The organism is Pseudomonas sp. Y5-11 (genome assembly GCF_022368695.1).
Classification (GTDB): Bacteria; Pseudomonadota; Gammaproteobacteria; order Pseudomonadales; family Pseudomonadaceae; genus Aquipseudomonas; species Aquipseudomonas parakoreensis.
The window spans coordinates 3,339,804-3,363,188 of record NZ_CP058974.1; the positions used below are offsets into that span (position 1 = coordinate 3,339,804).

General features: G+C 60.8%; 22 protein-coding genes. 9 read left to right on the top strand and 13 right to left on the bottom strand.

Going from position 1 to position 23,385, the window contains the following annotated elements; genetic code table 11:
• Window positions 1-49 precede the first annotated feature (49 nt).
• Window positions 50-538, top strand: a complete 489-nt coding sequence (bkdR, locus tag HXW87_RS14865) for a Bkd operon transcriptional regulator BkdR (protein WP_027613216.1) — start codon at window positions 50-52, stop codon at window positions 536-538.
• 93 nt (window positions 539-631) lie between these two features.
• Here the strand turns inward: bkdR and HXW87_RS14870 are convergent, their stop codons facing one another.
• Window positions 632-1,495, bottom strand: a complete 864-nt coding sequence (locus HXW87_RS14870; RefSeq protein WP_239776446.1) for an MBL fold metallo-hydrolase — start codon at window positions 1,493-1,495, stop codon at window positions 632-634.
• 91 nt (window positions 1,496-1,586) lie between these two features.
• Between HXW87_RS14870 and HXW87_RS14875 the strand changes: the two genes are divergently transcribed.
• The 3 genes from HXW87_RS14875 to HXW87_RS14885 all read left to right on the top strand — a co-directional run bounded on the left by HXW87_RS14875 (window position 1,587) and on the right by HXW87_RS14885 (window position 4,152).
• Window positions 1,587-1,928 (top strand): metalloregulator ArsR/SmtB family transcription factor, encoded by a 342-nt coding sequence (locus HXW87_RS14875; protein ID WP_003224002.1) that lies wholly within the window; start codon window positions 1,587-1,589, stop codon window positions 1,926-1,928.
• Between the two features lie 169 nt (window positions 1,929-2,097).
• On the top strand, window positions 2,098-3,342 hold the full coding sequence (locus tag HXW87_RS14880) for an FAD/NAD(P)-binding oxidoreductase (RefSeq protein ID WP_239776447.1): 1,245 nt from the start codon (window positions 2,098-2,100) through the stop codon (window positions 3,340-3,342).
• A 9-nt stretch (window positions 3,343-3,351) separates the two neighbouring features.
• On the top strand, window positions 3,352-4,152 hold the full coding sequence (locus HXW87_RS14885) for a sulfite exporter TauE/SafE family protein (RefSeq protein ID WP_239776448.1): 801 nt from the start codon (window positions 3,352-3,354) through the stop codon (window positions 4,150-4,152).
• Window positions 4,153-4,254: 102 nt separating this feature from the next.
• Here the strand turns inward: HXW87_RS14885 and HXW87_RS14890 are convergent, their stop codons facing one another.
• From HXW87_RS14890 to HXW87_RS14910, 5 genes are all read right to left on the bottom strand, one after another.
• Window positions 4,255-5,535: a TRAP transporter large permease gene (locus tag HXW87_RS14890; RefSeq protein WP_182403998.1), complete on the bottom strand. Its 1,281-nt coding sequence runs from the start codon at window positions 5,533-5,535 to the stop codon at window positions 4,255-4,257.
• On the bottom strand, window positions 5,535-6,062 hold the full coding sequence (locus tag HXW87_RS14895; RefSeq protein ID WP_047293601.1) for a TRAP transporter small permease: 528 nt from the start codon (window positions 6,060-6,062) through the stop codon (window positions 5,535-5,537). Before HXW87_RS14895 ends, HXW87_RS14890 begins: the two co-directional genes overlap by 1 nt.
• Before the next feature lie 76 nt (window positions 6,063-6,138).
• Window positions 6,139-7,110 carry a TRAP transporter substrate-binding protein gene (locus HXW87_RS14900; protein WP_121186013.1) on the bottom strand — a complete coding sequence of 324 codons (972 nt, stop codon included), beginning with the start codon at window positions 7,108-7,110 and terminating at the stop codon, window positions 6,139-6,141.
• A 61-nt stretch (window positions 7,111-7,171) separates the two neighbouring features.
• Window positions 7,172-8,065 carry an SMP-30/gluconolactonase/LRE family protein gene (locus HXW87_RS14905; RefSeq protein ID WP_239776449.1) on the bottom strand — a complete coding sequence of 298 codons (894 nt, stop codon included), beginning with the start codon at window positions 8,063-8,065 and terminating at the stop codon, window positions 7,172-7,174.
• A gap of 30 nt (window positions 8,066-8,095) precedes the next feature.
• Complete coding sequence (locus tag HXW87_RS14910; protein ID WP_239776450.1) at window positions 8,096-8,920, bottom strand: NAD(P)-dependent oxidoreductase; 825 nt, start codon at window positions 8,918-8,920, stop codon at window positions 8,096-8,098.
• A gap of 204 nt (window positions 8,921-9,124) precedes the next feature.
• On the opposite strand from HXW87_RS14910, the gene HXW87_RS14915 reads away from it, so the two are divergent.
• Complete coding sequence (locus HXW87_RS14915; RefSeq protein ID WP_239776451.1) at window positions 9,125-9,349, top strand: hypothetical protein; 225 nt, start codon at window positions 9,125-9,127, stop codon at window positions 9,347-9,349.
• Here the strand turns inward: HXW87_RS14915 and HXW87_RS14920 are convergent.
• A complete protein-coding gene (locus tag HXW87_RS14920) occupies window positions 9,328-10,623 on the bottom strand; it encodes an OprD family porin (protein WP_239776452.1) in 1,296 nt (431 codons plus the stop codon). The two genes, HXW87_RS14915 and HXW87_RS14920, sit on opposite strands and share 22 nt — an antisense overlap.
• A gap of 170 nt (window positions 10,624-10,793) precedes the next feature.
• On the bottom strand, window positions 10,794-11,744 hold the full coding sequence (locus tag HXW87_RS14925) for a polysaccharide deacetylase family protein (protein ID WP_239776453.1): 951 nt from the start codon (window positions 11,742-11,744) through the stop codon (window positions 10,794-10,796).
• A 248-nt stretch (window positions 11,745-11,992) separates the two neighbouring features.
• Between HXW87_RS14925 and HXW87_RS14930 the strand changes: the two genes are divergently transcribed.
• The gene (locus HXW87_RS14930) at window positions 11,993-13,648 is read left to right on the top strand and encodes an MFS transporter (RefSeq protein ID WP_239776454.1); all 1,656 of its coding nucleotides are present in this window, start codon (window positions 11,993-11,995) and stop codon (window positions 13,646-13,648) included.
• On the top strand, window positions 13,645-14,787 hold the full coding sequence (locus HXW87_RS14935) for an HlyD family secretion protein (RefSeq protein WP_239776455.1): 1,143 nt from the start codon (window positions 13,645-13,647) through the stop codon (window positions 14,785-14,787). The genes HXW87_RS14930 and HXW87_RS14935 overlap by 4 nt, the downstream gene beginning before the upstream one ends.
• Window positions 14,788-14,873: 86 nt before the next feature.
• On the opposite strand, the gene copD is transcribed toward HXW87_RS14935, so the two are convergent.
• Both copD and copC read right to left on the bottom strand, forming a co-directional pair.
• Window positions 14,874-15,731 carry a copper homeostasis membrane protein CopD gene (gene copD / locus HXW87_RS14940; RefSeq protein WP_239776456.1) on the bottom strand — a complete coding sequence of 286 codons (858 nt, stop codon included), beginning with the start codon at window positions 15,729-15,731 and terminating at the stop codon, window positions 14,874-14,876.
• 3 nt (window positions 15,732-15,734) lie between these two features.
• Window positions 15,735-16,097 (bottom strand): copper homeostasis periplasmic binding protein CopC, encoded by a 363-nt coding sequence (gene copC, locus HXW87_RS14945; protein ID WP_239776457.1) that lies wholly within the window; start codon window positions 16,095-16,097, stop codon window positions 15,735-15,737.
• Window positions 16,098-16,235: 138 nt separating this feature from the next.
• Here copC and HXW87_RS14950 point away from each other — a divergent pair, with 138 nt between their 5' ends.
• A complete protein-coding gene (locus HXW87_RS14950) occupies window positions 16,236-16,856 on the top strand; it encodes a TetR/AcrR family transcriptional regulator (protein WP_064587091.1) in 621 nt (206 codons plus the stop codon).
• Between the two features lie 82 nt (window positions 16,857-16,938).
• Here the strand turns inward: HXW87_RS14950 and preA are convergent, their stop codons facing one another.
• The 3 genes from preA to hydA all read right to left on the bottom strand — a co-directional run bounded on the left by preA (window position 16,939) and on the right by hydA (window position 21,179).
• A complete protein-coding gene (gene preA, locus HXW87_RS14955) occupies window positions 16,939-18,213 on the bottom strand; it encodes an NAD-dependent dihydropyrimidine dehydrogenase subunit PreA (RefSeq protein WP_182404316.1) in 1,275 nt (424 codons plus the stop codon).
• Window positions 18,214-19,581, bottom strand: coding sequence for an NAD(P)-dependent oxidoreductase (locus tag HXW87_RS14960; protein ID WP_239776458.1), 1,368 nt, complete (start codon window positions 19,579-19,581; stop codon window positions 18,214-18,216). It abuts the gene before it with no gap.
• A 158-nt stretch (window positions 19,582-19,739) separates the two neighbouring features.
• On the bottom strand, window positions 19,740-21,179 hold the full coding sequence (hydA, locus tag HXW87_RS14965) for a dihydropyrimidinase (protein WP_239776459.1): 1,440 nt from the start codon (window positions 21,177-21,179) through the stop codon (window positions 19,740-19,742).
• A gap of 623 nt (window positions 21,180-21,802) precedes the next feature.
• Between hydA and HXW87_RS14970 the strand changes: the two genes are divergently transcribed.
• Window positions 21,803-23,287, top strand: coding sequence for an NCS1 family nucleobase:cation symporter-1 (locus HXW87_RS14970; protein WP_239776460.1), 1,485 nt, complete (start codon window positions 21,803-21,805; stop codon window positions 23,285-23,287).
• Window positions 23,288-23,385: the final 98 nt, after the last annotated feature.

The following is a 23,385-nucleotide window of genomic DNA, read 5'->3' on the forward strand; positions in this document are numbered from 1 at the left end:
TTGCAGATAGAAATTCTGCATAAACATAAAAAACAGGTGGTTTTGTCTCATGCGCAAACTGGACCGTACCGACATCGGCATTCTCAACAGCCTTCAGGAGAATGCGCGCATCACCAATGCCGACCTCGCACGCTCGGTGAACCTGTCGCCGACGCCGTGTTTCAACCGGGTCAAGGCAATGGAGGAATTAGGCCTGATTCGCGAGCAGGTGACGCTGCTGGATGCCGATCTGCTGGGGCTGCACGTGAACGTGTTCATTCACGTCAGTCTGGAGAAGCAGGTCGAGGAGGCGTTGCAGCATTTCGAAGAGGCGATTTCCGACCGCCCCGAGGTGATGGAGTGCTACCTGATGGCCGGCGACCCGGACTATCTGATCCGGGTGCTGGTGCCGACGATTCAGGCGCTTGAACGCTTCATGATGGACTTTCTGACCAAGGTGCCGGGGGTGGCGAACATCCGGTCGAGTTTTGCCTTGAAGCAGGTGCGCTACAAGACCGCGTTGCCGTTGCCGGCGAATGGGTTGACGCTGGGTTCTTGAAGATCAAAAGATCGCAGCCTGCGGCAGCTCCTACGCAGGGCACGCACAAACCATGTCCCTGTAGGAGCTGCCGAAGGCTGCGATCTTTTGCTTTTAGAGCTTATTGATCGGCACCTTCAGGTAAACCACACCATTGTCCTCGGCCGCCGGAAAATTCCCCGCCCGCACATTCACCTGAATCGCCGGCAGCAACAGCGTCGGCATGCCCAACCCCGCATCGCGCTGGGTGCGCATCTCGACAAACGCCGCCTCGTCGATCCCGTCATGTACATGAATATTGCTCAGACGCTGCTCACCGACCGTGGTCTGGCACTGCGCGGCGCGGCCTTCGGGCGGGTAGTCGTGGCAGACGTAGAGTTTGACGCTGGCGGGGAAGGCCAGCAGTTTGTGGATCGAGCTGAACAGCTGATGCGCATCGCCGCCGGGGAAGTCGCAGCGGGCGGTACCGACATCGGGCATGAACAACGTGTCGCCGACCAGGATCTGCTCGCCGTCGATCAAGTAGGCCATGTCCGCCGGGGTGTGGCCGGGGACGTGCAGGGCGGTGGCTTTGAGATTGCCGATCCTGAACGACTCGTTCGGGGCGAACAGGTGATCGAACTGCGAGCCGTCGACGCAGAATTCCGGCTCCAGATTGAACAGCGTCTTGAACACATTCTGCACTTTGCTGATCGACTGACCGATGGCGATCTTGCCGCCCAGTTCGCGGCGCAGGTACGGCGCGGCGGACAGGTGGTCGGCGTGGGCGTGGGTTTCCAGCAGCCATTGCACCTGCAGGCGGTGGTCACGAACGAAGGCGATGATTTTGTCGGCCTGTACGGTGCTGGTGCGACCGGCGGCGCCGTCGTAATCGAGGACCGGATCGACGATTGCACATTGCCCGCCATCGGCTTCATAGACCACATAGCTGTAGGTCGAAGAGGCGGGGTCGAGGAAAGCTTCAATCTGCGCGGGCATGGACACCAACCTGAATCAGGGAAATGGGTTGCAACACTTTATCTAAAAACATAATGTTCGCAGCTTAAGTGACGTTGAAGGCATCGTGCAAATGCAATCCAGTCTGACCGAATGTGAAGTCGCCCAATTGCGGGCCTCCGCCTCCAAGGCCTGCGCGCTGCTCAAGGCGTTGGCCAATGAGGACCGTCTGTTGATCCTGTGCCAGCTGACTCAGGGCGAACGCAACGTCGGCGAGCTGGAAAAAATGACCGGTGTGCGCCAGCCGACGCTGTCCCAGCAACTGGGCATCCTGCGCGACGAAGGCCTGGTGGCGACCCGCCGTGAAGGCAAATACATCTTTTACGGCCTGGCCAGCCCTGAAGTGATTCAGGTGATGAAGACCCTTTCCGGGTTGTATTGCGGGGCGGTGCTCAAGAGCTGGGGCCACCCATAAATGTCAGCCAACACAATACAAAACCTGTGGGAGCTGGCTTGCCAGCGATGGCGGAGTGTCAGTCGCCATCAATAGCGGTTGACACGTCCCTATCGCTGGCAAGCCAGCTCCCACAGGTTTCGTGGTTTGATTCGAAAAAATCCTTGCGTGCAGCAATAAGGAACAAGCAATGAACGATCAACACTGGGGCCCATCCATCAGTGCAGACATCGTGGTCATCGGCGGCGGCACCGCCGGCATCGGTTTTGTCGCCAGTCTGCTCAAGCGTGATCCCACTCTGAACATCACCGTGATCGAGCCGAGCGCCCACCACTACTACCAACCGGCGTGGACGCTGGTCGGCGGTGGCGCCTATGACGTCAAGGACACCGTGCGGCCGATGAGCAAAGTGATGCCGCGTCAGGCCACCTGGATTCAGGCGGCGGTGACAGCGGTGGATCCCGGCACACGTCACCTCACGCTCAACGATCAACGCCGCGTCAGCTACCAGAACCTGATCGTCTGCCCCGGCCTGCGTCTGGCCTGGGAGAAAATCGAAGGCCTGCAGGAAAGCCTCGGCCAGCATGGCGTGACGTCCAACTACAGCTATCAGCATGCGCAGTACACCTGGGATCAGGTGCAGAAACTGCGCGGCGGCAAGGCGCTGTTTACTCAGCCGGCGATGCCGATCAAATGCGCTGGCGCGCCGCAGAAGGCGTTGTACCTGTCGTGCGATCACTGGCACAAGACCGCTGTGCTGAACAACGTTAACGTCGAGTTCAACCTGGCCGGTGCCGCACTCTTCGGTGTCGCGACCTTCGTCCCGCCGCTGATGAAGTACATCGAGAAGTACAACGCGCACCTGGCCTTCAACAGCAATCTGGTCAGGGTCGACGGCCCGGCGAAAACCGCCTGGTTCGAGATCAAGGACGCTGACGGCAACGTCACCACACAGGCGAAAACCTTTGACCTGCTGCATGTCGTGCCGCCGCAAGTCGCGCCGGACTTCATCGCCCAGAGCCCGCTGGCCGACGCCGCCGGCTGGTGCGAAGTCAATCCGCACAGCCTGCAACATCCGCGTTACCCCGAAGTGTTTGGTCTCGGTGACATCTGCGGCACCCCTAACGCAAAAACCGCTGCCGCCGTGCGCAAGCAGGTCGTGGTCGTCGCCGAAAACCTTCTGGCGCTGCGCAAGCGGCAGCCGTTGCCACTGAAGTACGACGGCTATGGTTCCTGCCCGCTGACGGTGGAGAAGGGCAAGGTGATCCTCGCCGAGTTCGGTTACGGCGGGAAGTTGCTGCCGACCTTCGCCCTTGATGCGACCGTGCCGCGCCGCTCGGCGTGGTTTCTCAAGGCGACGCTGCTGCCGTGGTTCTACTGGAATGGCATGCTCAAGGGCCGCGAGTGGCTGACCGGTTTGTCCAAAGTCGACTGAGAACTCCCTATGTTGCTGGCAAGTCTGTTTGGCGTGTTGATGGGGCTGATTCTCGGGCTGACCGGGGCGGGCGGCGGGATTCTCGCGGTGCCGGCGCTGGTGCTCGGCCTCGGCTGGAGCATGACTCAGGCCGCGCCCGTGGCGTTGTTCGCGGTGGGCAGTGCGGCAGCCGTCGGTGCCATCGACGGTTTGCGTCATGGCTTGGTGCGTTATCGCGCGGCGCTGCTGATTGCCGCGCTCGGTGCGGTGTTTTCGCCGCTGGGCATCTATTTTGCGCACCAGTTGCCGGAGAAGATCCTGATGATCCTCTTCAGCCTGCTGATGGTCATGGTCGCCTGGCGCATGCTGCGCCGTGAGCGTGCGCAAGAGGGGCCGAGCGACCACGGCCATGCGAGCTGGGGGCAGAAGAACTGCATGCTCAATGAACAGACCGGTCGCTTCGACTGGACCGCCAAATGCACCGCGACTCTTGCGGCCCTGGGCGCGGTGACCGGCGTGGTTTCGGGCTTGCTCGGCGTCGGCGGAGGGTTCCTGATCGTGCCGGCGTTCAAGCAACTGACCGATGTGCAGATGCGCGGGATCGTGGCGACGTCGCTGATGGTGATCAGCCTGATTTCCGCGATTGGCGTGATCGGATCGTTTCACGCAGGCGTGCGGATTGACGCACAGGGCGCGGCGTTTATCGTCGCCAGCATCGTCGGCATGATCATCGGGCGCAAGCTTTGTGAGCGGGTGCCAGCGCGGACGTTGCAGGTGGGGTTTGCCAGCGTGTGTCTGGTGGTGGCGGGGTATATGTTGTTGCGTGCCTGAATGTTGGCAGATCAAAAGATCGCAGCCTTCGGCAGCGCCTACAGGAATCGCATTCCCATGTAGGAGCTGTCGAGTGAAACGAGGCTGCGATCTTTCAGGCTGTTACAACACCAAGTGCGGTAGCCACAGGGAAATGGCGGGGATGTAAGTGACCAGCATCAACACCAGAAACAGCACGGCATAGAACGGCAGCAGCGCTTTCACGGTGCGCTCGATACTGACCTTGCCCACCGCCGAGCCGACAAACAGCACCGCGCCCACCGGCGGTGTTATCAGCCCGATCCCGAGGTTGACCAGCATGATCATGCCGAATTGCACCGGGTCGACACCGATGCCGAGAATCACCGGCATCAGAATCGGCGTGAGGATCAGGATCAACGGCGCCATGTCCATCACCGTGCCGAGCAACAGCAGCATGACGTTGATGCACATCAGGATCACGTAGCGGTTGTCCGACAGGGTCAGGAACAGCGTGGTGATCTTCGCCGGGATCTGCATCAGGGTCATGATGTAGCCGAAGCTTGCGGCGAAACCGATCAGGATCATCACGATCGAAATCGTCCGCACGGTGCGGTGCATCAGTTTCGGCAGTTCGCTCCACTTGTAATCGCGGTAGATGAACATGGTCACGAAGAATGACCACAGCACGGCAATCGCCGCCGATTCCGTGGCGGTGAAGATCCCCGAGAGGATGCCGCCGAGGATGATCACCATCGCCATCATGCCCCAGAGTGCTTCGCCGACGATTTTCAGCGCCTGGCGCATCGGGATCACTTCACCCTTGGGGTAGTTGCGCTTTTTCGCGAAGATCAGGCACAGCACCATCAGGCAAGCGCTCATCATCAAGCCCGGCACGATGCCGGCCATGAACAGCGAGGCAATCGAAACCGTACCACCGGCAGCCAGAGAATAGAGCACCGAGTTATGGCTTGGCGGCGTGAGCAGGGCTTGCACCGAGCCGCTGACGGTCACCGCGGTGGAGAAGTCTCGTGGATAGCCCTTGCGTTCCATTTCCGGAATCAGCACTGAACCCACCGACGCGGTGTCGGCCACCGAGGAACCGGAGATCGCGCCGAAGAAGGTCGAGGCGACGATGTTGACCAGCGACAGACCACCGCGCACGAAGCCCACCAGCACTCCGGCACATGCCACCAGCCGGCGGGACATGCCGCCCTCGGCCATGATCGCACCGGCCAGGACGAAGAACGGAATGGCCAGCAGTGAGAATTTGTTCACCCCCGACGCGACCTGAATCATCACCGCCTGGAACGGGATGTCGATCCACCATGCACCGATCAGTGCGGCGGCGCCCAGCGCGTAGGCGACTGGCATGCCGATCAGGATCAATACGATAAAACTGCCCAGCAGAATCAGAGCGTCCATTAAGCGGCACCTTCGCTTTCTTCAACCAGATCGAACTGCACGACACGCCGTTTGCTCTGGTCACCGAGCAAGAGCTTTTCCAGAACGAAAACCAGCGTCAGCAAGCCGCCCACGGGAATCGGCAAGTAGGTCACGCCAACCCGCAGATCGGGCAGGGCTGCCATGAACTGATTCCAGGTGGACATGCACAGCTTGGCGCCCCAGATGGTCATGAAAATGCAGATCGACGCCATGAGCAGTTGCGAGAATATCGCCGCCGCAGCTCTCAGTTGTGGGGGCATGCGATCGGTGAGCATGGCCACGGCCATGTGTGCGCCGGCGCGGTAACTGGCGGCGGCGCCGATGAAGGTAAACACCATCATCAGCAGGATCGCCGTGGGCTCTGGCCAGCTCGAACCGGTGCCCAGGACGTAGCGGGCGAACACGCCCCAGGGAATCATCAGGGAAATCGCCAGGACGGCAAGGCCGGCGACCCAGATGCACGTCATGTAGATCTTGTCGTTGATACGCAGCAGCAGATTCTTCATCGGGTTCCACCGTAACCGGGCGCACCTGAGTCATCAGGTGCGCCGGGCCTGGTTAATGAGTACGGAGCGGGAGGCGTTACTGAACGGCTTCGATTTTCTTGATCAGGTCGGCGTACGCCGCGCCATACTTTTCCCGCACTGGCGCGGTGGCGTCGTAGAAGGGTTTCTTGTCGACCTGGATGAACTCGACGCCCGCGGCCTTGAGTTTTTCTTCGCTGGCAGCGGACTTCTTGTCCCACAGCACGCGTTCTTCAGCCTGGGCAGCCTTGGCGGCGGTCTTGACCAGCGCCTGTTGTTCCGGGGTGAGTTTTTCCCAGGTGATTTTTGACATCACAATCGGCTCCGGCAGGATCAGGTGACCGGTCAGGCTGTAGAACTTGGCGTTCTGGAAGTGGTTGTGTTCGAGCAGGGTCGGCGGGTTGTTTTCCGCGCCGTCGATCACGCCGGTCTGCAAAGCGCTGAAGATTTCCCCGGTGTCCATGGCGATACCGTTACCGCCCATGGCGTTCATCATGTCGATGAACATCGGGTTGCCTTGCACGCGAATCTTCATACCCTTGAGGTCTTCGAGCTTGCGTACCGGTTTCTTGGTGTAGACGTTGCGCGTGCCGCCGTCCATCCAGGCCAACGCCACCAGGCCGAATTCGGAGTGGGTGATTTTGTCGAGGATCTCGTCGCCCACCGGGCCATCGATGACGTTACGCATGTGTTGATGGTCGCGGAAGATAAACGGCATGTTGAACACGTTCACGTCCGGGACCACGGGGCCGACAATACCCAGGCTGACGCGAGACAGCTGCACCGCGCCGACTTGCATCTGCTCGATGACTTCCTTTTCAGAGCCCAGCACGCCGCCGGGGAAGTATTGGAAGGTCAGCTCGCCGTTGGTTTCCCGGGTCAGGGTCTTGCCCATGTTTTCTTCGGCCACTACCGTTGGATAACCGGCGGGGTGGATGTCAGCGAATTTGAGTTGCAGGGCCTGGGCGGCGCCAGTGAAGGTAAACATCAGTGGGAGTGCGGCGGCCAGCAAGGTGCGTTTGAAGTTCATGGGGGTGAGTCTCCAGTCTTGTTATTGTTGTGTTCAAGGCGCAGCGGTGCAGCAGAGGGGTTTAAAGCAGATCGTTGAACAAGGATTCGGCAAGGCCTTTGACGTTGGGCTTCAACGCGAACACGCCGCCGGCCAGGGATTGCGGATCGCGGTCGTCGCCGGGACGAATCGAGGCGACAAACAACGTGTCCATGTCGCTGCCGCCGAAGGCACACATCGTCGGTTTCTGCACCGGCACTTGCAGCGAGAAGTCGAGGCGCCCGTCCGGAGCAAAACGGTGAATCAGTCCGGCGTCGTTGGCGCAAATCCAGTAGCAGCCTTCGGCATCCACGGCAGCGCCATCCGGTCGGCCGGGGAAGTGGTTCATGTCGACGAAAACGCGGCGGTTCGATGGCGTGCCGGTCTCGGTGTCGTAATCGAAGGCCCAGATCAATTGCACGTGCGGATGTGAGTCCGACAGGTACATCGTCTTGCCGTCGGGGCTGAAGCCGAGGCCGTTCGGCACGATGAACCCGTCGAGCTGCGCTTCGATCACGCCTGACGAGACGGCGCCGTAGCGGTAGAGTCGGCCTGCAGGCGCGTTCAGGCCCATGTTCAGCACCATGCTGCCGGCCCAGAAACGGCCCTGGCGGTCGCAGCGACCATCGTTGAGGCGCATGTCTGCCCGGCTGTGCTCGACGGTGGCGAGTCGTTCGCTGTCGAGGCTGCCATCGCTGTGCGGATGCAGATGAAAAAAGCCGCTCTCCATGCCGGCAACCCAGCCGCCACCGCTGTGACGGGCGATGCAGGCGAGCATTTCAGGGGTTTTCCAGGCGTGCACATGGCCGGTGTCAGCGCTCCAGCGTTGCAGCCCGCCGTTGGGAATATCGACCCAATACAGCGCGTTTTCCTGCGGCACCCAGACCGGGCTTTCACCCACGGCGTTGCGAGCATCGACGATCAATTCGGCTTGCATACTCATTCCTTTGCGTCGTTGTCAGGGTGTTCAGTCGCCGAAGGGGCCGGCGGCGACGAACGCGCCACCCTGGTAGATCCGTGCCGGGTCATCGGCGGCGGGCATGGGTTGCGCTTCGACTTTTTCACGGAACACTTCGGAGCTGTCCCTGGCTTCAAAACCGAGGTGGCTGGCGAAGCGGTTGTCCCACCAGACGTCCTTGTTGGCGGACATGCCATAGACCACGGTATGGCCAACATTGGGCGTGTACAGTGCGCGTTCGAGCAATTGGGTGAGGTCGTCGAAGCTGAGCCAGGTGTGCATCATTCGGCGGTTCTGCGGCTCGGGAAATGAGGAGCCGATGCGGATGCTGACGGTCTCGATGCCGTAGCGATCGAAGTAGAAACTGGCCATGTCTTCGCCGTAGGACTTGGACAATCCGTAGTAGCCGTCGGGGCGGCGGGCGCAGCTGGCGTCGAGCGGTTCGTCCTGTTTGTAGAAGCCGATGACGTGGTTGGAACTGGCGAAGATCACTCGCTTGACACCATGGCGGCGTGCAGCTTCGTAGATGTGAAATACGCCGCAGATGTTGGCGCCGAGGATCTCTTCGAAGGGCCGCTCCACGGAGACACCGCCGAAATGCAGGATCGCGTCGACGCCTTCGACCAGTTGGTGCACCGCCTGTTTGTCGGCCAGATCGCAGGGGATTATTTCTTCGCGATCATCAACGGCCGGGGCGAGAGCCGCGATGTCCGACAGGCGCAGGACACGGGCATAAGGGCGCATACGTTCGCGCAGGACTTTGCCCAGGCCACCGGCGGCGCCGGTCAGCAGCAGACGATTGAACGGGGCACGGGGAATAGAGGTGGACGTCATGGCACTCCCTTACACGTTGTTATTAGGTTTGTTGTAGGTTGTCGTATGACTGTGCTGAAGTATCGGTAGGCTTTCCGGAACTTGTCAACGCGACTTTTGGTGTAAATGACGGAAGGGGCTCATTTACTTTTCAATCACCGCGATGCCTTCGTTGCACTGCAATTTCCTTGTGGGAGCGAGCCTGCTCGCGAAAGCGCTGTGGCAATGAACATCAATGGTGAATCTGCCGCCGCCATCGCTGGCAAGCCAGCTCCCACCGGTACCAGCGTTGTTTTCAATGACCGCATTCACTACAAATTCTGTGGGAGCTGGCTTGCCAGCGATGTGGCCATCCAGGCAACGCTTGCATCGACTGACAAGGCGCCTTCGCGAGCAGGCTCGCTCCAACAGGGTAAAGCGAAACCTGCTTACAACAACGAAATCGGGTAGCTGACAAAGATCCGGTTCTCATCGAACTCATTGGTGCTGAAGTCCCGGCGTATCGTCGCGTTGCGCCATCTCACATTGAGGTTTTTCAGCGGCCCGCTCTGCACGGTGTACCCCAGTTCCGACTCGCGGCCCCATTCCTTGCCGTCGGTAATCGTCCCGGTGTGCACGTTGTCGCCGCTGATGTAGCGGTTCATCAGGGTCAGGCCGGGAATGCCGAGGGCGACGAAGTTGTAGTCATGCCGCAACTGCCAGGAGCGCTCTTTGGCGTTGTCATAACTGGCGTTATAGCTGTCGTTGGCCAGGGTGCCGCCGCTGGTGCCGTTGACCCGCATCCAGGCGTCGTCGCCGCTGAGTTTTTGCAAACCGACGTAGAAGGTGTTGCCGCCGTAGCGGGCCGAAAGCAGGGCGAACGCAGTCTTGTTATCGAGGTCGCCGGCCAGGGCGCTGCCGTCTTCCTTGCCGGTGAAGAAACCGAGGTTGGCGCCCAGCGTCCAGTCGCCCAGCGGCTGACTGTGGCTGAGGTTGAAATACTGCTGCTGGTAGATGTCGCTGAGTTCGGCATACCACACGCCGAGCAGGGTGCGCTTGTCGTTGAAGGTGTATTCGCCGCCACCGAAGTTGAAGCGGTCGGAGGTGAAGGCACCGCGGCCGTTCATCGACATGTCTTCCATGCTGGCATCGTTGCGTGGGCTGTTGCCACGGAACTGCCCGCCGTAGAGGGTCAGGCCGTTGATTTCGGTGGAAGTGACCTGGCCACCGCGAAAGGTCTGCGGCAGGGAGCGGCCATCGTCCGAGCGCAGAATCGGCAGCACCGGCATCCATTCGCCAACCTTCAATTCAGTCTTCGACACCTTGGCCTTCAGCGCTACACCCAGGCGCCCGAAATTGTCTGCCGGGCGACCATCATCGTGGATCGGCAACAGTTGCGTACCGCCGGTGCCTTTGCCGCCATCGAGTTTTTGCGAATACATGCCCAGCACATCGAGACCGAAACCGACCGTGCCTTGGGTGAAGCCGGATTTGGCATCGAGGATGAAGTTCTGCGTCCACTCTTCAGCCTTGCCCTGCGGATAGTTCGGGTTGACGAAGTTGCGATTGAAGTAGGCGTTGCGCAGGTTCAGCGTGGCTTTGCTGTCTTCGAGGAAGCTTTCGGCGTCTGCGCTCATGGGCAAAACCAGAGCGAGGCTGCTGCAGCCGATCAAAGTCAGGGTGGAACACGGGCGGGGCATGGAAATACGGGACGTGCGAACGGAATTGCAGACGAGTGTGCTCACGGTGACGCTCCCTGTTTCATTTGTTGTTTTTATTATTGTTATACGTCGTCGTACAACATGGTTGCGGATAGTTGCGAGGTTTTCCGCAAAAGTCAACAGGGCTTTTTACGATGAGTTTTGCGCGAGTTGGCAGCCCTCCAGATGCTGCGAAGAGGGCTGTTTTCGGCGGCTTACCGGTTGTAGAGCGCCTCCGCGTTGTCGATCAGCGGGTTTTTCTCGGTCAGGACGACCCGGGCGATCTGATCCTTGCGCATGAAACTTACCTTCGGATGCGCTTGCGCATAACGAATGAACCGCTCCATCGCCTCGACCATCGCCGGTGTGCCGCCGATGCGGTCGTGCAGACTCACCGACATCATCCGTCGCTGGCTCGCGCCTTCGGCGTACAGGCGATCAAATTCCAGCATCAGTTGCTGATAGAACTGCTCGGCGGAGAAATGCCGGCCCTCGATCAGCACGATGTCGTTATTGCGCAGGGTGTACGGCACCACGGCAAATTTGCGTCCACGGACCATGGTCACGAACGGTTCGTCGCGGCTGACGTCATCGATGTGATAGGTGAAATTCAGGTCTTGCAGAATCTTCAGCGTATTGGGGCTGCGCCGCAGCCAGTTGGCGTTGTAGCCCACTGAGCGCTGGCCGGTAAGTTTTTCCACCGCGTTGACACCGTCGCCGATGAACTGTTTTTCCTGGTCGTAACTCATGTTGTACGAATCGGCCCAACGCATGCCATGGGCCGCCAGTTCATGGCCGCGCGCAGCAATCGCTTTCGCCAGTTCCGGGTGCTTGAGCGCCGCTTCGCCGACCACATGCGAGGTGACCTTGATGCCGGTGCGATCCCACAGGTCGAGCATCCGCCACAAGCCTTCCTTGTAGCCATAATCAAACCAGGTCTGCGCCGGCAGATCCGGATAACCCTTGGGCAGCGGCGTGCCGGAGAACGGACTTTCCGCGCCTTCAGGCTGACCGCCGGTTTCGAACTGCATCGACACCGAGATCACCAGTTGCGAACCGTCCGGCCACGGGCGTTCCTGAGCGAAGGCGAGGGCAGGCAGCAGCAGGGCGGTCGCCACAAGGTTTTTTAAAAGATGTAGGGAGCGTTGCCGGTGGGGCGTGGTCATAACGGGCACCTTGCAGGTTGAGAAGGGCTGCAAGGGTGGCAGTTGCCCGGTGCGGGAAAAATCCGTTGCGGGCGAGAAGACCTTTAAACAGAATTTACGAATCCGCCGCAAACCTGTGGGAGCGGGCGGCCGGTCACCCTGTTGCCGAGCCGAGTGTCGCCATCGCTGGCAAGCCAGCTCCCACAGGATTGTGGGTTTGCCGCAAGATGTGCGGCAAACTCCCGGCAACACAAGCACAAGGTCTTTCAATGGATCGATACGCCCCGCGCAACTGGCAGCCGCACGAGAAGCCCAGTCTGCCCGGTTCCCCCTCGACGCCGCTGCACTCCAACCCCAAGCGCCTGGCCTATGCGCTGGTCGGGCTGTTGGTGGCGGTGACCGGTGGTCTGGGCAACTCGCTGGTGGTCGCCAACCTGCCTTACCTGCAAGGTGCGCTGGGCGCGACCACGGCAGAGATGGCCTGGCTGCCGGCCGCGTACGTGATGACCAACGTGTCGATGAACCTGCTGCTGGTGAAGTTTCGTCAGCAGTTCGGCCTGCGTGCATTCACTGAGGTGTTTCTGGTGCTGTATGCGCTGGTGACCTTCGGCCACCTGTTCGTCAACGACTTGAACTCGGCCATCGCGGTGCGCGCGGCGCACGGCATGGTCGGTGCGGCGCTGAGTTCGCTGGGTCTGTATTACATGATCCAGGCATTTCCGGCCAAGTGGCGGCTGAAGGCGCTGGTGCTGGGCCTGGGGGCTTCACAACTGGCGCTGCCGCTGGCGCGCCTGTTTTCCGAAGACTTGCTGCAGATTGCCGAATGGCGCGGCTTGTACCTGTTCGAATTGGGCATGGCCTTGTTGTCGCTGGGCTGCGTGTTGCTGCTCAAGTTGCCGCCCGGTGACCGCTTCAAAACCTTTGAACCGCTGGACTTTCTGACCTTCGCCATCCTCGCCAGCGGCGTGGCCCTGCTCTGCGCGGTGTTATCGCTGGGGCGGATTGACTGGTGGCTCGAGGCCGACTGGATCGGCTATGCGCTGGCGGCCTCGATTGCTCTGATCCTCGCGGGCCTGGCGATCGAGCACAACCGCAGCAACCCGATGCTGATGACCCGCTGGCTCGGCAGCGGCACGATGATCCGCCTGGCGCTGGCGGTAACCCTGATTCGCATGGTCACCTCGGAACAATCCACCGGCGCGGTCGGTTTCATGCAGAACCTCAACATGGGTTATGAGCAACTGCACAGCCTCTACGTGGTGATGCTGATCGGCAGCATCGCCGGGCTGGCGACCAGTGCGCTGACCATCGACCCCAGGCACCTGCTGATGCCGCTGATCATCTCGCTGGCGCTGATGGCCACCGGCTCGGTGATGGACAGTTTCTCCAACAACCTGACCCGTCCGCAAAACCTGTATTTCAGCCAGTTCCTGCTGGCCTTCGGCAGCACGTTTTTTCTGGGCCCGACCATGGTCTTCGGCACCCGCAACGTATTGACCAACCCGCGCAATCTGGTGAGTTTTTCGGTGTTGTTCGGGATCTGCAACAACCTCGGCGGCCTGCTCGGCGCGGCGTTGTTGGGCACATTCCAGATCGTGCGCGAGAAGTTCCACTCCAGCCACCTGGTCGAGCACCTGACGCTGTCCGATCCGCTGGTGGCCGCCCGCGTACAGAGCGGCGGTTCGGCCTATGGCTCGTTGCTGGCCGACCCGAGCCTGCGCAATCTGGCCGGGATTCGCAGCCTGTCCAACGCGGCCACTCGTGAAGCCAACGTGCTGGCCTATAACGATGTGTTCATGCTGATCGCCGTGATTGCGGTGCTGACCATGATCTGGCTGTCCATTCGTGCGCTGTGGCTGATGAGCACCACCAAAGCCGTCGACCCAGCGCCTTCCGTACCTCCTGACGGTGCCTCCCATTCATGACCGATCCGACCACCACAACCACCAATGCCATCGCCGCCACCCCGGAAGGCGTGGCGCCGCCGTCCTCGCCGAACACCGAGCCGCGCTCGTTGCGGGTACGGATCATCTCGTCGCTGGGCTTTGCCGCGATTGCCATCGTCGGCGTGCTGATCGTGCTCTACGCCTGGCAACTGCCGCCGTTCAGCAGCGCCGTCGAAACCACGGAAAACGCCCTGGTGCGCGGGCAGGTGACGATCATCGGCCCGCAGCTCAGTGGCTACGTGTTCGAGGTGCCGGTGCAGGATTTCCAGTACGTGAAGGCCGGCGACTTGCTGGTGCGCCTGGATGACCGGATTTACCAGCAACGCCTCGATCAGGCGCTGGCGCAACTGGCGGTGCAGAAAGCCGCGCTGGCCAATGTGGTGCAGCAACGCAACAGTGCCGAAGCGACGATCAAGTTGCGTCAGGCGGTGGTGGCCGACAGCGAGGCGCAGTTGCGTAAAAGCGAGGCGGATCTGCGCCGTAACAAGGAGCTGGTGAGTGACGGCTCGGTGTCGAAACGCGAAATGGACGTGGCGCTCGCGGCCAATGCACAAGGTATTGCGGCGGTGGCGCAGGCCAAGGCTAATCTGGAAATCGCCCGGCAGGATCTGCAGACGGTGATCGTCAATCGCGGTTCGCTGGAGGCGGCGGTGGCCAGCGCTGAAGCGGCGGTGCAGCTGGCGCGAATCGACTTGTCGAATACGCGCATTGTCGCCCCGCGAGACGGCCAGCTCGGGCAGATCGGCGTGCGCCTGGGCGCCTACGTCAATTCCGGGGCGCAGCTGATGGCGTTGGTGCCAAACCAGAAATGGGTGATCGCCAACATGAAGGAAACCCAGATGGACAACGTGCGCGTCGGGCAGCCGGTGCGCTTCACCGTTGATGCGCTGAACCACCGCCAGTTCACCGGGCATGTGCAGCACATTTCGCCCGGCACCGGTTCGGAGTTCGCCCTGTTGCAGGCGGATAACGCCACGGGCAACTTCGTGAAAATCGCCCAGCGCGTGCCGGTGCGGATCACCATCGATCCGGATCAGCAGGAAGAGGAACGCTTGCGCCCGGGGATGTCGGTGGTGGTCAGCATCGACACCGCAGCGGGCGACACGCAACCGCATTGAGAGCAAAAAGATCGCAGCCTTCGGCAGCTCCTACATTGGAAGGCGATTCCCTGTAGGAGCTGCCGAAGGCTGCGATCTTTTGCTTTTCAGACTGCAATCATCGGCGGCAGGGTACCGAGCAGGGAGACCGCCGCCACCGCACCCATTCCCAACAACCACTCCAGCAGGACACTGCGCTTGAGCGCGTCCATCCGCTGTTCGCAATCCTCGATCCGCAAGCGGTTGAACAGCGCCAGTGCAAGCATGCCCAGCACCAGCAACGCCTTGATCAGCAGGATCAGGGCAAAGCCACTGAACAGCGGCGTCGGCCACCATTGCCCGGTCAGCACGCGCACATTGATCAGGCCGGTAATCAGCAGCCCGCCAACAATGGCGTAACCGACACCGCTGAAGCGTTGCAGGATCCGGCTCATCGTTTCGCCGGGTTGACGCAGGATCAATACCAGCAGCAACAGCCCGCCGAGCCATGCGGCGACGCAGGTCAGGTGAACGATCTGGTTGAGGATCAGCAGTTGCCCATTCAGACCGTCGAGCATCGCGCCGTGACCGACCGGCGCCAGGGTTGCCAGGAGCAGCGCGCTCAAGCCCAGGCGCAGCGGCAGGCTCGATCGCCACGGCGTAAACAGCAACGCCAGCAACAGCGCGTTGATCAGCAGATGCCAACGCCAGACCTGACCGAAAAACGTATTGCCCAGCACCAGGCTAATCGTGTCCGGATCGAACGCGGCCGCCGCTGAACCGGCCATGCTCGCGGTGATCAGCAGCGCCCAGGTGACACCGCTGACCAGCGCAATTGCCGTCAGCCAGCGCGCCAGTTGCGCCAGATGCCGATCCAGTGTCGGCACTGGTGCCTTGAGCAGCCGTGGCCGAAACAGCCAGGCGCCGAACAGCATCAATACCGCGCTGAAATGCACGAAGCGGCACAGCACCAGCGCTTCACTCATGAATTACTGGCCGACCTTGAACTGATAGGCGCCTTCGCTCTTGTGCGTGTCGACCGACACCGCATGCCATTCGACTTTGTATTCACCGGCACTGAGTGGCGCGGCGGGGGTGACGATCAGGGTTTTCTTGTCGCCTTCGGTACTCAAAGGTTTGATGGCGACCGGGGCGCCGTCGTGGGTCAGGCTGACTTTGGTGAAGCTGGCCTCGACGCCTTCGGAAAAGGTCAGGCGCAGATCGGTCGGAGCGGCGACGGTGCTGTCGGCGGCCGGGGTCTGGCTTTTCAAGTGGGCGTGGGCAAAAACGGAGGATGCGGCGCACAGCGAAGCGAGCAGGGCAGTGGTGGTCAGGACGTTCTTGAACAGCATCGCGGGTACCTCTGAGGCAGGACAAAGAAACGCCAGTTTAGCCATGCGCAGACCTTCGTACGAAGTTTTGTTTGCAGCGGTCGCCCCGAGGCCAGAGCGGATGCTAGTCTTCAACAACGTCGTTGTCAGGGAGCCCTCATGGGCAATCACAAGATCGAGATTCGTCGCAGTAACGTCGAGAAAATCCTGCTGGCGGCGGAAAAAGTCTTCGCCGAAAAAGGCTTCGGCGGCACCGCCATGGCCGATATCGCCGCCGAAGTGCAACTGCCGCGCTCCAACCTGCATTACTACTTTTCCACCAAGAGCGAACTGTACAGCGCGGTGCTGTTCGACCTGCTGGAGGTGTGGAAACAGGACGCGCTGTGCTTTGAGATGTTCGACGATCCACGGGTGGTGCTCAGCAGCTACATCCGCGCCAAGATGAACCACTCGCGCAGCCGGCCTTATGGTTCGAAAGTCTGGGCCAACGAGATCATCCACGGTGCGCCGACCCTGGGCGAGGCGCTGGACGTCAGCCTGTACGACTGGGCAAAGATGAAGGAAGCGAAGATCCGCCAGTGGGTGGAGGACCAGCGGATTCTGCCGGTGGAGCCGTCGAGCCTGCTGTACATGATCTGGGCCTCGACCCAGCACTACGCCGACTTCGATCATCAGGTGAATATTCTGAACGAGCACCAGCCGCTGTCGGACATGCAGTTCGAGCGGGCGGTGCAGACGGTGACCAGTGTGATTTTGCGGGGGATCGGGTTGGAGCCATAAATCAAAAGATCGCAGCCTGCGGCAGCTCCTACAGAGATCGGTGTAGGAGCTGCCGCAGGCTGCGATCTTTTGATCTTAAGAATCAGACCGCGACATGATAGGGATTGCGCGGATCATGATTCCAGTCCAGAAACGGCTTGCCGGTCTCCATCGGCACCATCTCGATACAGTCCGCTACCGGGCAGGTGATTTGGCACAGGTTGCAGCCGACACACTCATCATCGATCACTTCATATTTATGCGTGCCGTCGGCCTGCTTCAGGCTGCTGATCGCCTGGTGTGACGTGTCCTCGCAAGCAATGTGGCAACGCCCGCAACCGATGCACGCGTCCTGATCAATCCTGGCAATGACCTGATAGTTGATGTCCAGGTACTTCCAGTCAGTGGTATTGCCCACCGCACGCCCGGAAAACTCGGCGATGTTGGCGTAGCCTTGGCTGTCCATCCAGCGCGACAGCCCGTCCTTCATCTCCTCGACAATCCGGAAGCCATGCAGCATCGCCGCCGTGCACACCTGCACCGCGCCGCTGCCCAGCGCCATGAACTCCGCCGCGTCACGCCAGCTGCCGATGCCGCCAATGCCGCAGATCGGCAGGCCTTGGGTCTGCGGATCACGGGCGATCTCGGCGACCATGTTCAGCGCAATCGGTTTGACCGCCGAGCCGCAATAACCGCCGTGGGTGCTTTTGCTGCCGACGGTGGGCAGGGCGACCATGTGTTCCAGGTCGACGCTGGTGATCGAGTTGATGGTGTTGATCAGCGACACCGCATCGGCGCCACCGCGATGGGCCGCGCGGGCGGCGACGCGGATGTCGGTGATGTTCGGCGTCAGCTTGACGATCACCGGCAACGAGCAATAGGTCTTGCACCAGCGAGTGACCTGCTCGACGTATTCCGGCACCTGACCCACCGCCGCGCCCATGCCGCGTTCGGGCATGCCGTGCGGGCAACCGAAATTCAGCTCGATGCCGTCAGCGCCGGTGGCCTCCACCAGTGGCAGGATGTGTTTCCACGATTCCTCCACGCACGGCACCATCAACGAGACGATCAGCGCACGATCCGGCCAGTCCTTCTTCACCTGGGTGATTTCACGCAGGTTGATTTCCAGCGAGCGGTCGGTGATCAGTTCGATGTTGTTGATCCCCAGCACCTCGCGGTTGTTGCCGTAGTGCGCCGAGTAGCGCGACGAGACGTTGACCGCCGCCGGGTCTTCACCCAGGGTTTTCCAGACCACACCGCCCCAGCCGGCCTCGAAGGCGCGGACCACGTTGTAGGCCTTGTCGGTCGGTGGCGCGGAGGCCAGCCAGAACGGGTTGGGGGCTTTGATACCGGCGAAGACAATCGAGAGATCGGCCATTTACGCAGCCTCCACGTTGAGCATCAGTTGTGCGTTGATCGCCTCGGCGGCGCGTTTGCCGTGCTGTACGGCTTGCACGGTGAGGTCTTGATCGAGACTGGTGCAGTCGCCGCCGGCATACACGCCGGGGATGCTGGTGCGCAGGTTGTCGTCGACCTGAATCCGTTCGCCCTGACGCTTGAGTTCATGCGCCAGCGGGTCGGCGAGGGCGCTGCTGTCGAAGGCCTGGCCGATGGCTTTGAAGATCGCGTCGGCGGCCAGTTCGAAAGTTTCGCCCGTGGTTTGCAGGCGACCGTCGACCAGATCGGTTCGGGCAAAACGCATGCCGCGCACCTTGCCTTGCGCATCGAGCAGCACTTCTTCCGGTTGCGCCCAGGTCAGCAGGCGTACCTGATTGGCCTTGGCAATGTCCTGTTCATGACTGGTCGCGCCCATGTCCGCCGCACCCCGGCGATACACCAGATTCACGTCACGCGCTCCGAGGCGGGCCATTTGCACGGCCATGTCGATGGCGGTGTTGCCGGCGCCGAGGACGATGCAGCGTTCGGCCAGTGGCAGTTGCGTCAGGTCATCGGCCTGGCGCAGTTCGCGGATGTAGTCAGTGGCGGCGAGCAGGCCGGGCGCGTCTTCGTGGGCCAAGCCGAGCTGTTTGCTGGCATTCAGGCCGAGGCCGAGGAACACCGCGTCGAACTGCTGATGCAGCTCGCTGAGGGACAGATTCTCGCCGAGTTTCTGTCCGTGACGGATTTCGATACCGCCGATCTGCAGGAGGAAATCCAGCTCCTTTTGCGCGTAGTCGTCGACCAGTTTGTACTTGGCGATCCCGTATTCATTGAGGCCGCCTGCCTTTTCCCGTGCTTCGAAAATCACCACGTCGTGGCCGTGCATGGCACTGCGGTGGGCACAGGACAAACCCGCTGGCCCGGCGCCGACCACGGCGATGCGCTTGCCGGTGCTCGCCGCACGCTGGAACGGGTGCTCGGTGAAATTCGCGTTGTCCACGGCATAGCGCTGCAGCAGGCCGATCAGCACCGGCGCACATTCCTGAGCGTTGTTGCGCACGCAGGCTTGCTGACAGAGGATTTCCGTCGGGCAGACCCGGGCGCAACTGCCGCCGAGGATGTTCGCCGAAAGGATTTTCTGCGCCGCACCGGGCACGTTGTCCTGATGGATGTTGCGGATGAACGACGGAATATCGATCTCGCTCGGGCACGCATTGACGCAAGGCGCGTCATAGCAATACAGGCAGCGCGAGGCTTCAAGATGTGCCTGCCGGGCATTGAGCGGTGGTGCCAGATCAGTGAAATGGCCGGCGAGGGCGGCCGCACTTTCGTGCGGGTGCGGGAGATGGTTCAGGGTCTCGATCACGGTTTTTTGCCTCACGGTTATTGAGGTTCTCTGCCTCTGTCGGGCAGTGGTTTTTGTGTTGTCTGGACGGGCCTCTTCGCGAGCAAGCTCGCTCCCACATTTGGAATGTGTACACCCTGTGGGAGCGAGCTTGCTCGCGAAGGCCGAAGGCCTGGATTTCAGCGTTTCACAGCCGTCGGCTTATGCATCTCAGCCCGCTTGCTCAGCAAATCAAACACCGCCGGATACGCCGGCCGTTCGATGTATCGCCCGGCGCCGCGCTCGGCGCGCAGGTCGCCGTCGGCCCAGACCACTTTGCCCTGGCTGACGGTATGGCTCGGCACGCCGCGCACGGTCTTGCCTTCGAAAATGTTGAAGTCCACCTGCTGATGGTGGGTCTTGGCGGAAATGGTGCGGGTGCCGTGCGGGTCCCACAGCACCAGGTCGGCGTCGGCGCCGACGCGAATCGAGCCTTTGCGCGGGTAGAGGTTGAAGATTTTTGCGGTATTGGTGGAGGTGAGGGCGACGAAATCCTGCATCGACAAACGGCCGCTGTTGACCCCTTCATCCCACAACACCGCCATGCGGTCTTCGATACCGGCGGTGCCGTTGGGGATCTTGCTGAAGTCGTCGCGCCCGGCGGCTTTTTGCTCGGCGCAGAAGCAGCAGTGGTCGGTGGCGGTGGTGTGCAGATTACCGCTCTGCAGGCCATGCCAAAGGGCCTCCTGATGCCCGCGCGGGCGGAACGGCGGGCTCATCACGTAACCGGCGGCGGTCTGCCAGTCCGGGTGCTGGTAGACACTGTCGTCGAGCAGCAGATGCCCGGCCAGCACTTCGCCGTATACCGGTTGGCCCTTGCTGCGGGCGTAAGTGATTTCATCCAGCGCTTCTTTGGTCGAAACGTGCACCAGGTACAACGGCGTGCCGATGGTCTCGGCAATGCGAATCGCCCGGCTCGCCGCTTCGCCTTCCACCTGCGATGGCCGCGACAGAGGATGGGCTTCCGGCCCGGTGATGCCCTGGGCCATCAACTTGCGTTGCAGGTGATAAACCAGTTCACCGTTTTCCGCATGCACGGTCGGCACGGCGCCGAGTTCCAGGCAGCGCTCGAAACTCGCCACCAGCGTGTCGTCGGCGGCCATGATCGCGTTCTTGTAGGCCATGAAATGCTTGAAGCTGTTGATCCCGTGGTGGCTGACCAGCTCGGCCATTTCCTCGCGCACCTGCTCGCTCCACCAAGTGATCGCGACGTGAAAGCCGTAGTCCGAGGCGGACTTTTCGGCCCAGCCACGCCACTGATGAAACGCTTCCATCAATGACTGCTGCGGATTGGGAATCACGAAGTCGATGATCGACGTGGTACCGCCAGCCAGACCTGCGGCAGTGCCGCTGTAAAAGTCTTCACTGGCCACGGTGCCCATGAAGGGCAATTGCATGTGGGTGTGTGGATCGATGCCGCCGGGTATCAGGTATTGGCCGCTGCCGTCGAGCACTTCGGCACCGGCGGGAATATCCAGGTTTTGACCAATGGCGTTGATCACGCCGTCGGCGCAATAGACGTCGGCGCGATAACTTTCATCATGGGTAACAACGGTGGCGCCACGGATCAACAGAGACATTCCGAGTTCCTCGCAGGCATGACCGACTTGTGCCGGTTCTCATGTTTTATTGATGTACAACGCTGATCGGCGTATTCCTGTCAGCGCTGTCAGGAATAGAAGCTAGCCGCAGTTCTGCAATTGATCAAGATTATTTTTTATAAGCTTATTGCTGTTTTAACTCATTGAAAAATAACGATAAAAAACATAAATCACCAAAATGGTGAGGCTGTTCACCATTTTGACGCACTTGACAGGATGAAAATATGAGCAAGATTTCCTATGTGAAATCAGCTGCTTGAAGTTGAGCTGCGGTTAATCGCCTGTAATGAAAAAAAGTGCAGTGCACCAGATTGAGTCCTGACAGTTCGGACAACTTGGCAAACGTTTAGCCTGAGCGTGCAGACAGGTTTTCGCGGACTCCTCCGGTGAATAATTAAAAGCGTGAATTATCAGAAAGTTGCAATGCGTTTGTAGCACCGCCTGAGCGTCAGACGGAGTACCCGGCACGTTTATTGATGCCGCCGCTGACACCATGGCCGGTGCAAGAAAGTTGTCAGTTCCTCCGGCCATCGTCCGGCTCGCACCTTGGTGTGCAGCCGTCTGATGAGCAAAAAAATAATCAGAAGAACAGTGGAGCGGCCATGCAACAGAACAGATCGCAAGTGACCGAGCGCGACGGCTTGTTCGAACTCGAAGCCGGCAGCGACGTCCTCGACAGTCCCCGTTACAACCACGATATGGCACCGACCAAGGTGCGCGAGCGGACCTGGAACAAATGGCACATCACCGCGCTGTGGGTCGGCATGTCGATCTGCGTGCCGACCTACACCCTCGGCGGGGTGCTCACCGCTTACTTTGGCCTGACTGTCGGCGAAGCGCTGATGGCGATTCTGCTGGCCAACGTCATCGTGCTGATCCCGCTGACCCTCAACGCCTTTCCCGGCACCAAGTACGGCATTCCATTCCCGGTGCTGCTGCGTTCGTCGTTCGGCGTGCTTGGCTCCAACGTGCCGTGCCTGATTCGTGCGCTGGTGGCGTGCGGCTGGTTCGGGATCCAAACGATGTTTGGCGGGCTGGCGATTCACCTGTTTCTCGGCTCGGTATTCGAGGGCTGGAAATCCCTCGGCGGCACGGGGGAGGTGATCGGCTTCATGATTTTCTGGTCGCTGAACCTGTGGGTGGTGATCCGTGGCGCCGAGTCGATCAAATGGCTGGAAACCCTGTCCGCGCCGTTGCTGGTGGCGGTCGGCATCGGCCTGCTGGTGTGGGCGATGCCCAATGTGTCGATGAGCGAGCTGCTGGCGATTCCACCGAAACGCCCGGAAGGCGCGAGCGTGGTCAGTTACTTCGCTGCGGGGCTGACGGCGATGGTCGGCTTCTGGGCCACGTTGTCGCTGAACATTCCCGACTTCAGCCGTTACGCCAAAAGCCAGAAAGACCAGATCCTCGGGCAGATTTTCGGCCTGCCGCTGACCATGTTCCTGTTCGCTTCGCTGGGGGTGGTGATGACCGCCGCGTCGGTGAAGCTGGTCGGTGTCACGGTATCGGATCCGGTCAGCCTGATCGGCCATATCCAGAGCCCGCTGTGGGTGGCGGTGGCCATGGCGCTGATCATCATCGCCACGCTGTCGACCAATACGGCGGCGAACATTGTTTCGCCAACCAACGACTTCCAGAACATCGCGCCCAAGGTGATCAACCGTACCAAAGCGGTGTTGCTCACCGGCTTCGTCGGGCTGGCGTTGATGGCCCACGAGCTGCTGAAAAAGCTCGGTCTGATCGTTTCCGATGTCAGCCTGGAAACCGTGTATTCCAACTGGCTGCTCGGCTATTCGAGCCTGCTCGGACCAATCGCCGGGATCATGGTGGTGGACTATTTCCTGATCAAGAAGCAGCAACTGGACCTGGCCGGGTTGTACCGGGACGACGTGTATCCGGCGTGGAACTGGGCCGGGTTTGCCGCGTTTGGCGTGCCGGTGGTGCTGACCTTGCTGTCGCTGGGCAGCGATGCGTTCAGCTGGTTTTACAGTTATGGCTGGTTTACCGGTTCGGCGCTGGGCGGGGTGATTTATTACGGGTTGTGCGTGATGCGGGCGCAGCCTTCGGTCGTGAAATCACCGGTGTGAGGGAGGGCCTCATCGCTGGCAAGCCAGCTCCCACAAAGATCAAGTCGTACACAAACCATGAGTTCACTCAAAACCTGTGGGAGCTGGCTTGCCAGCGA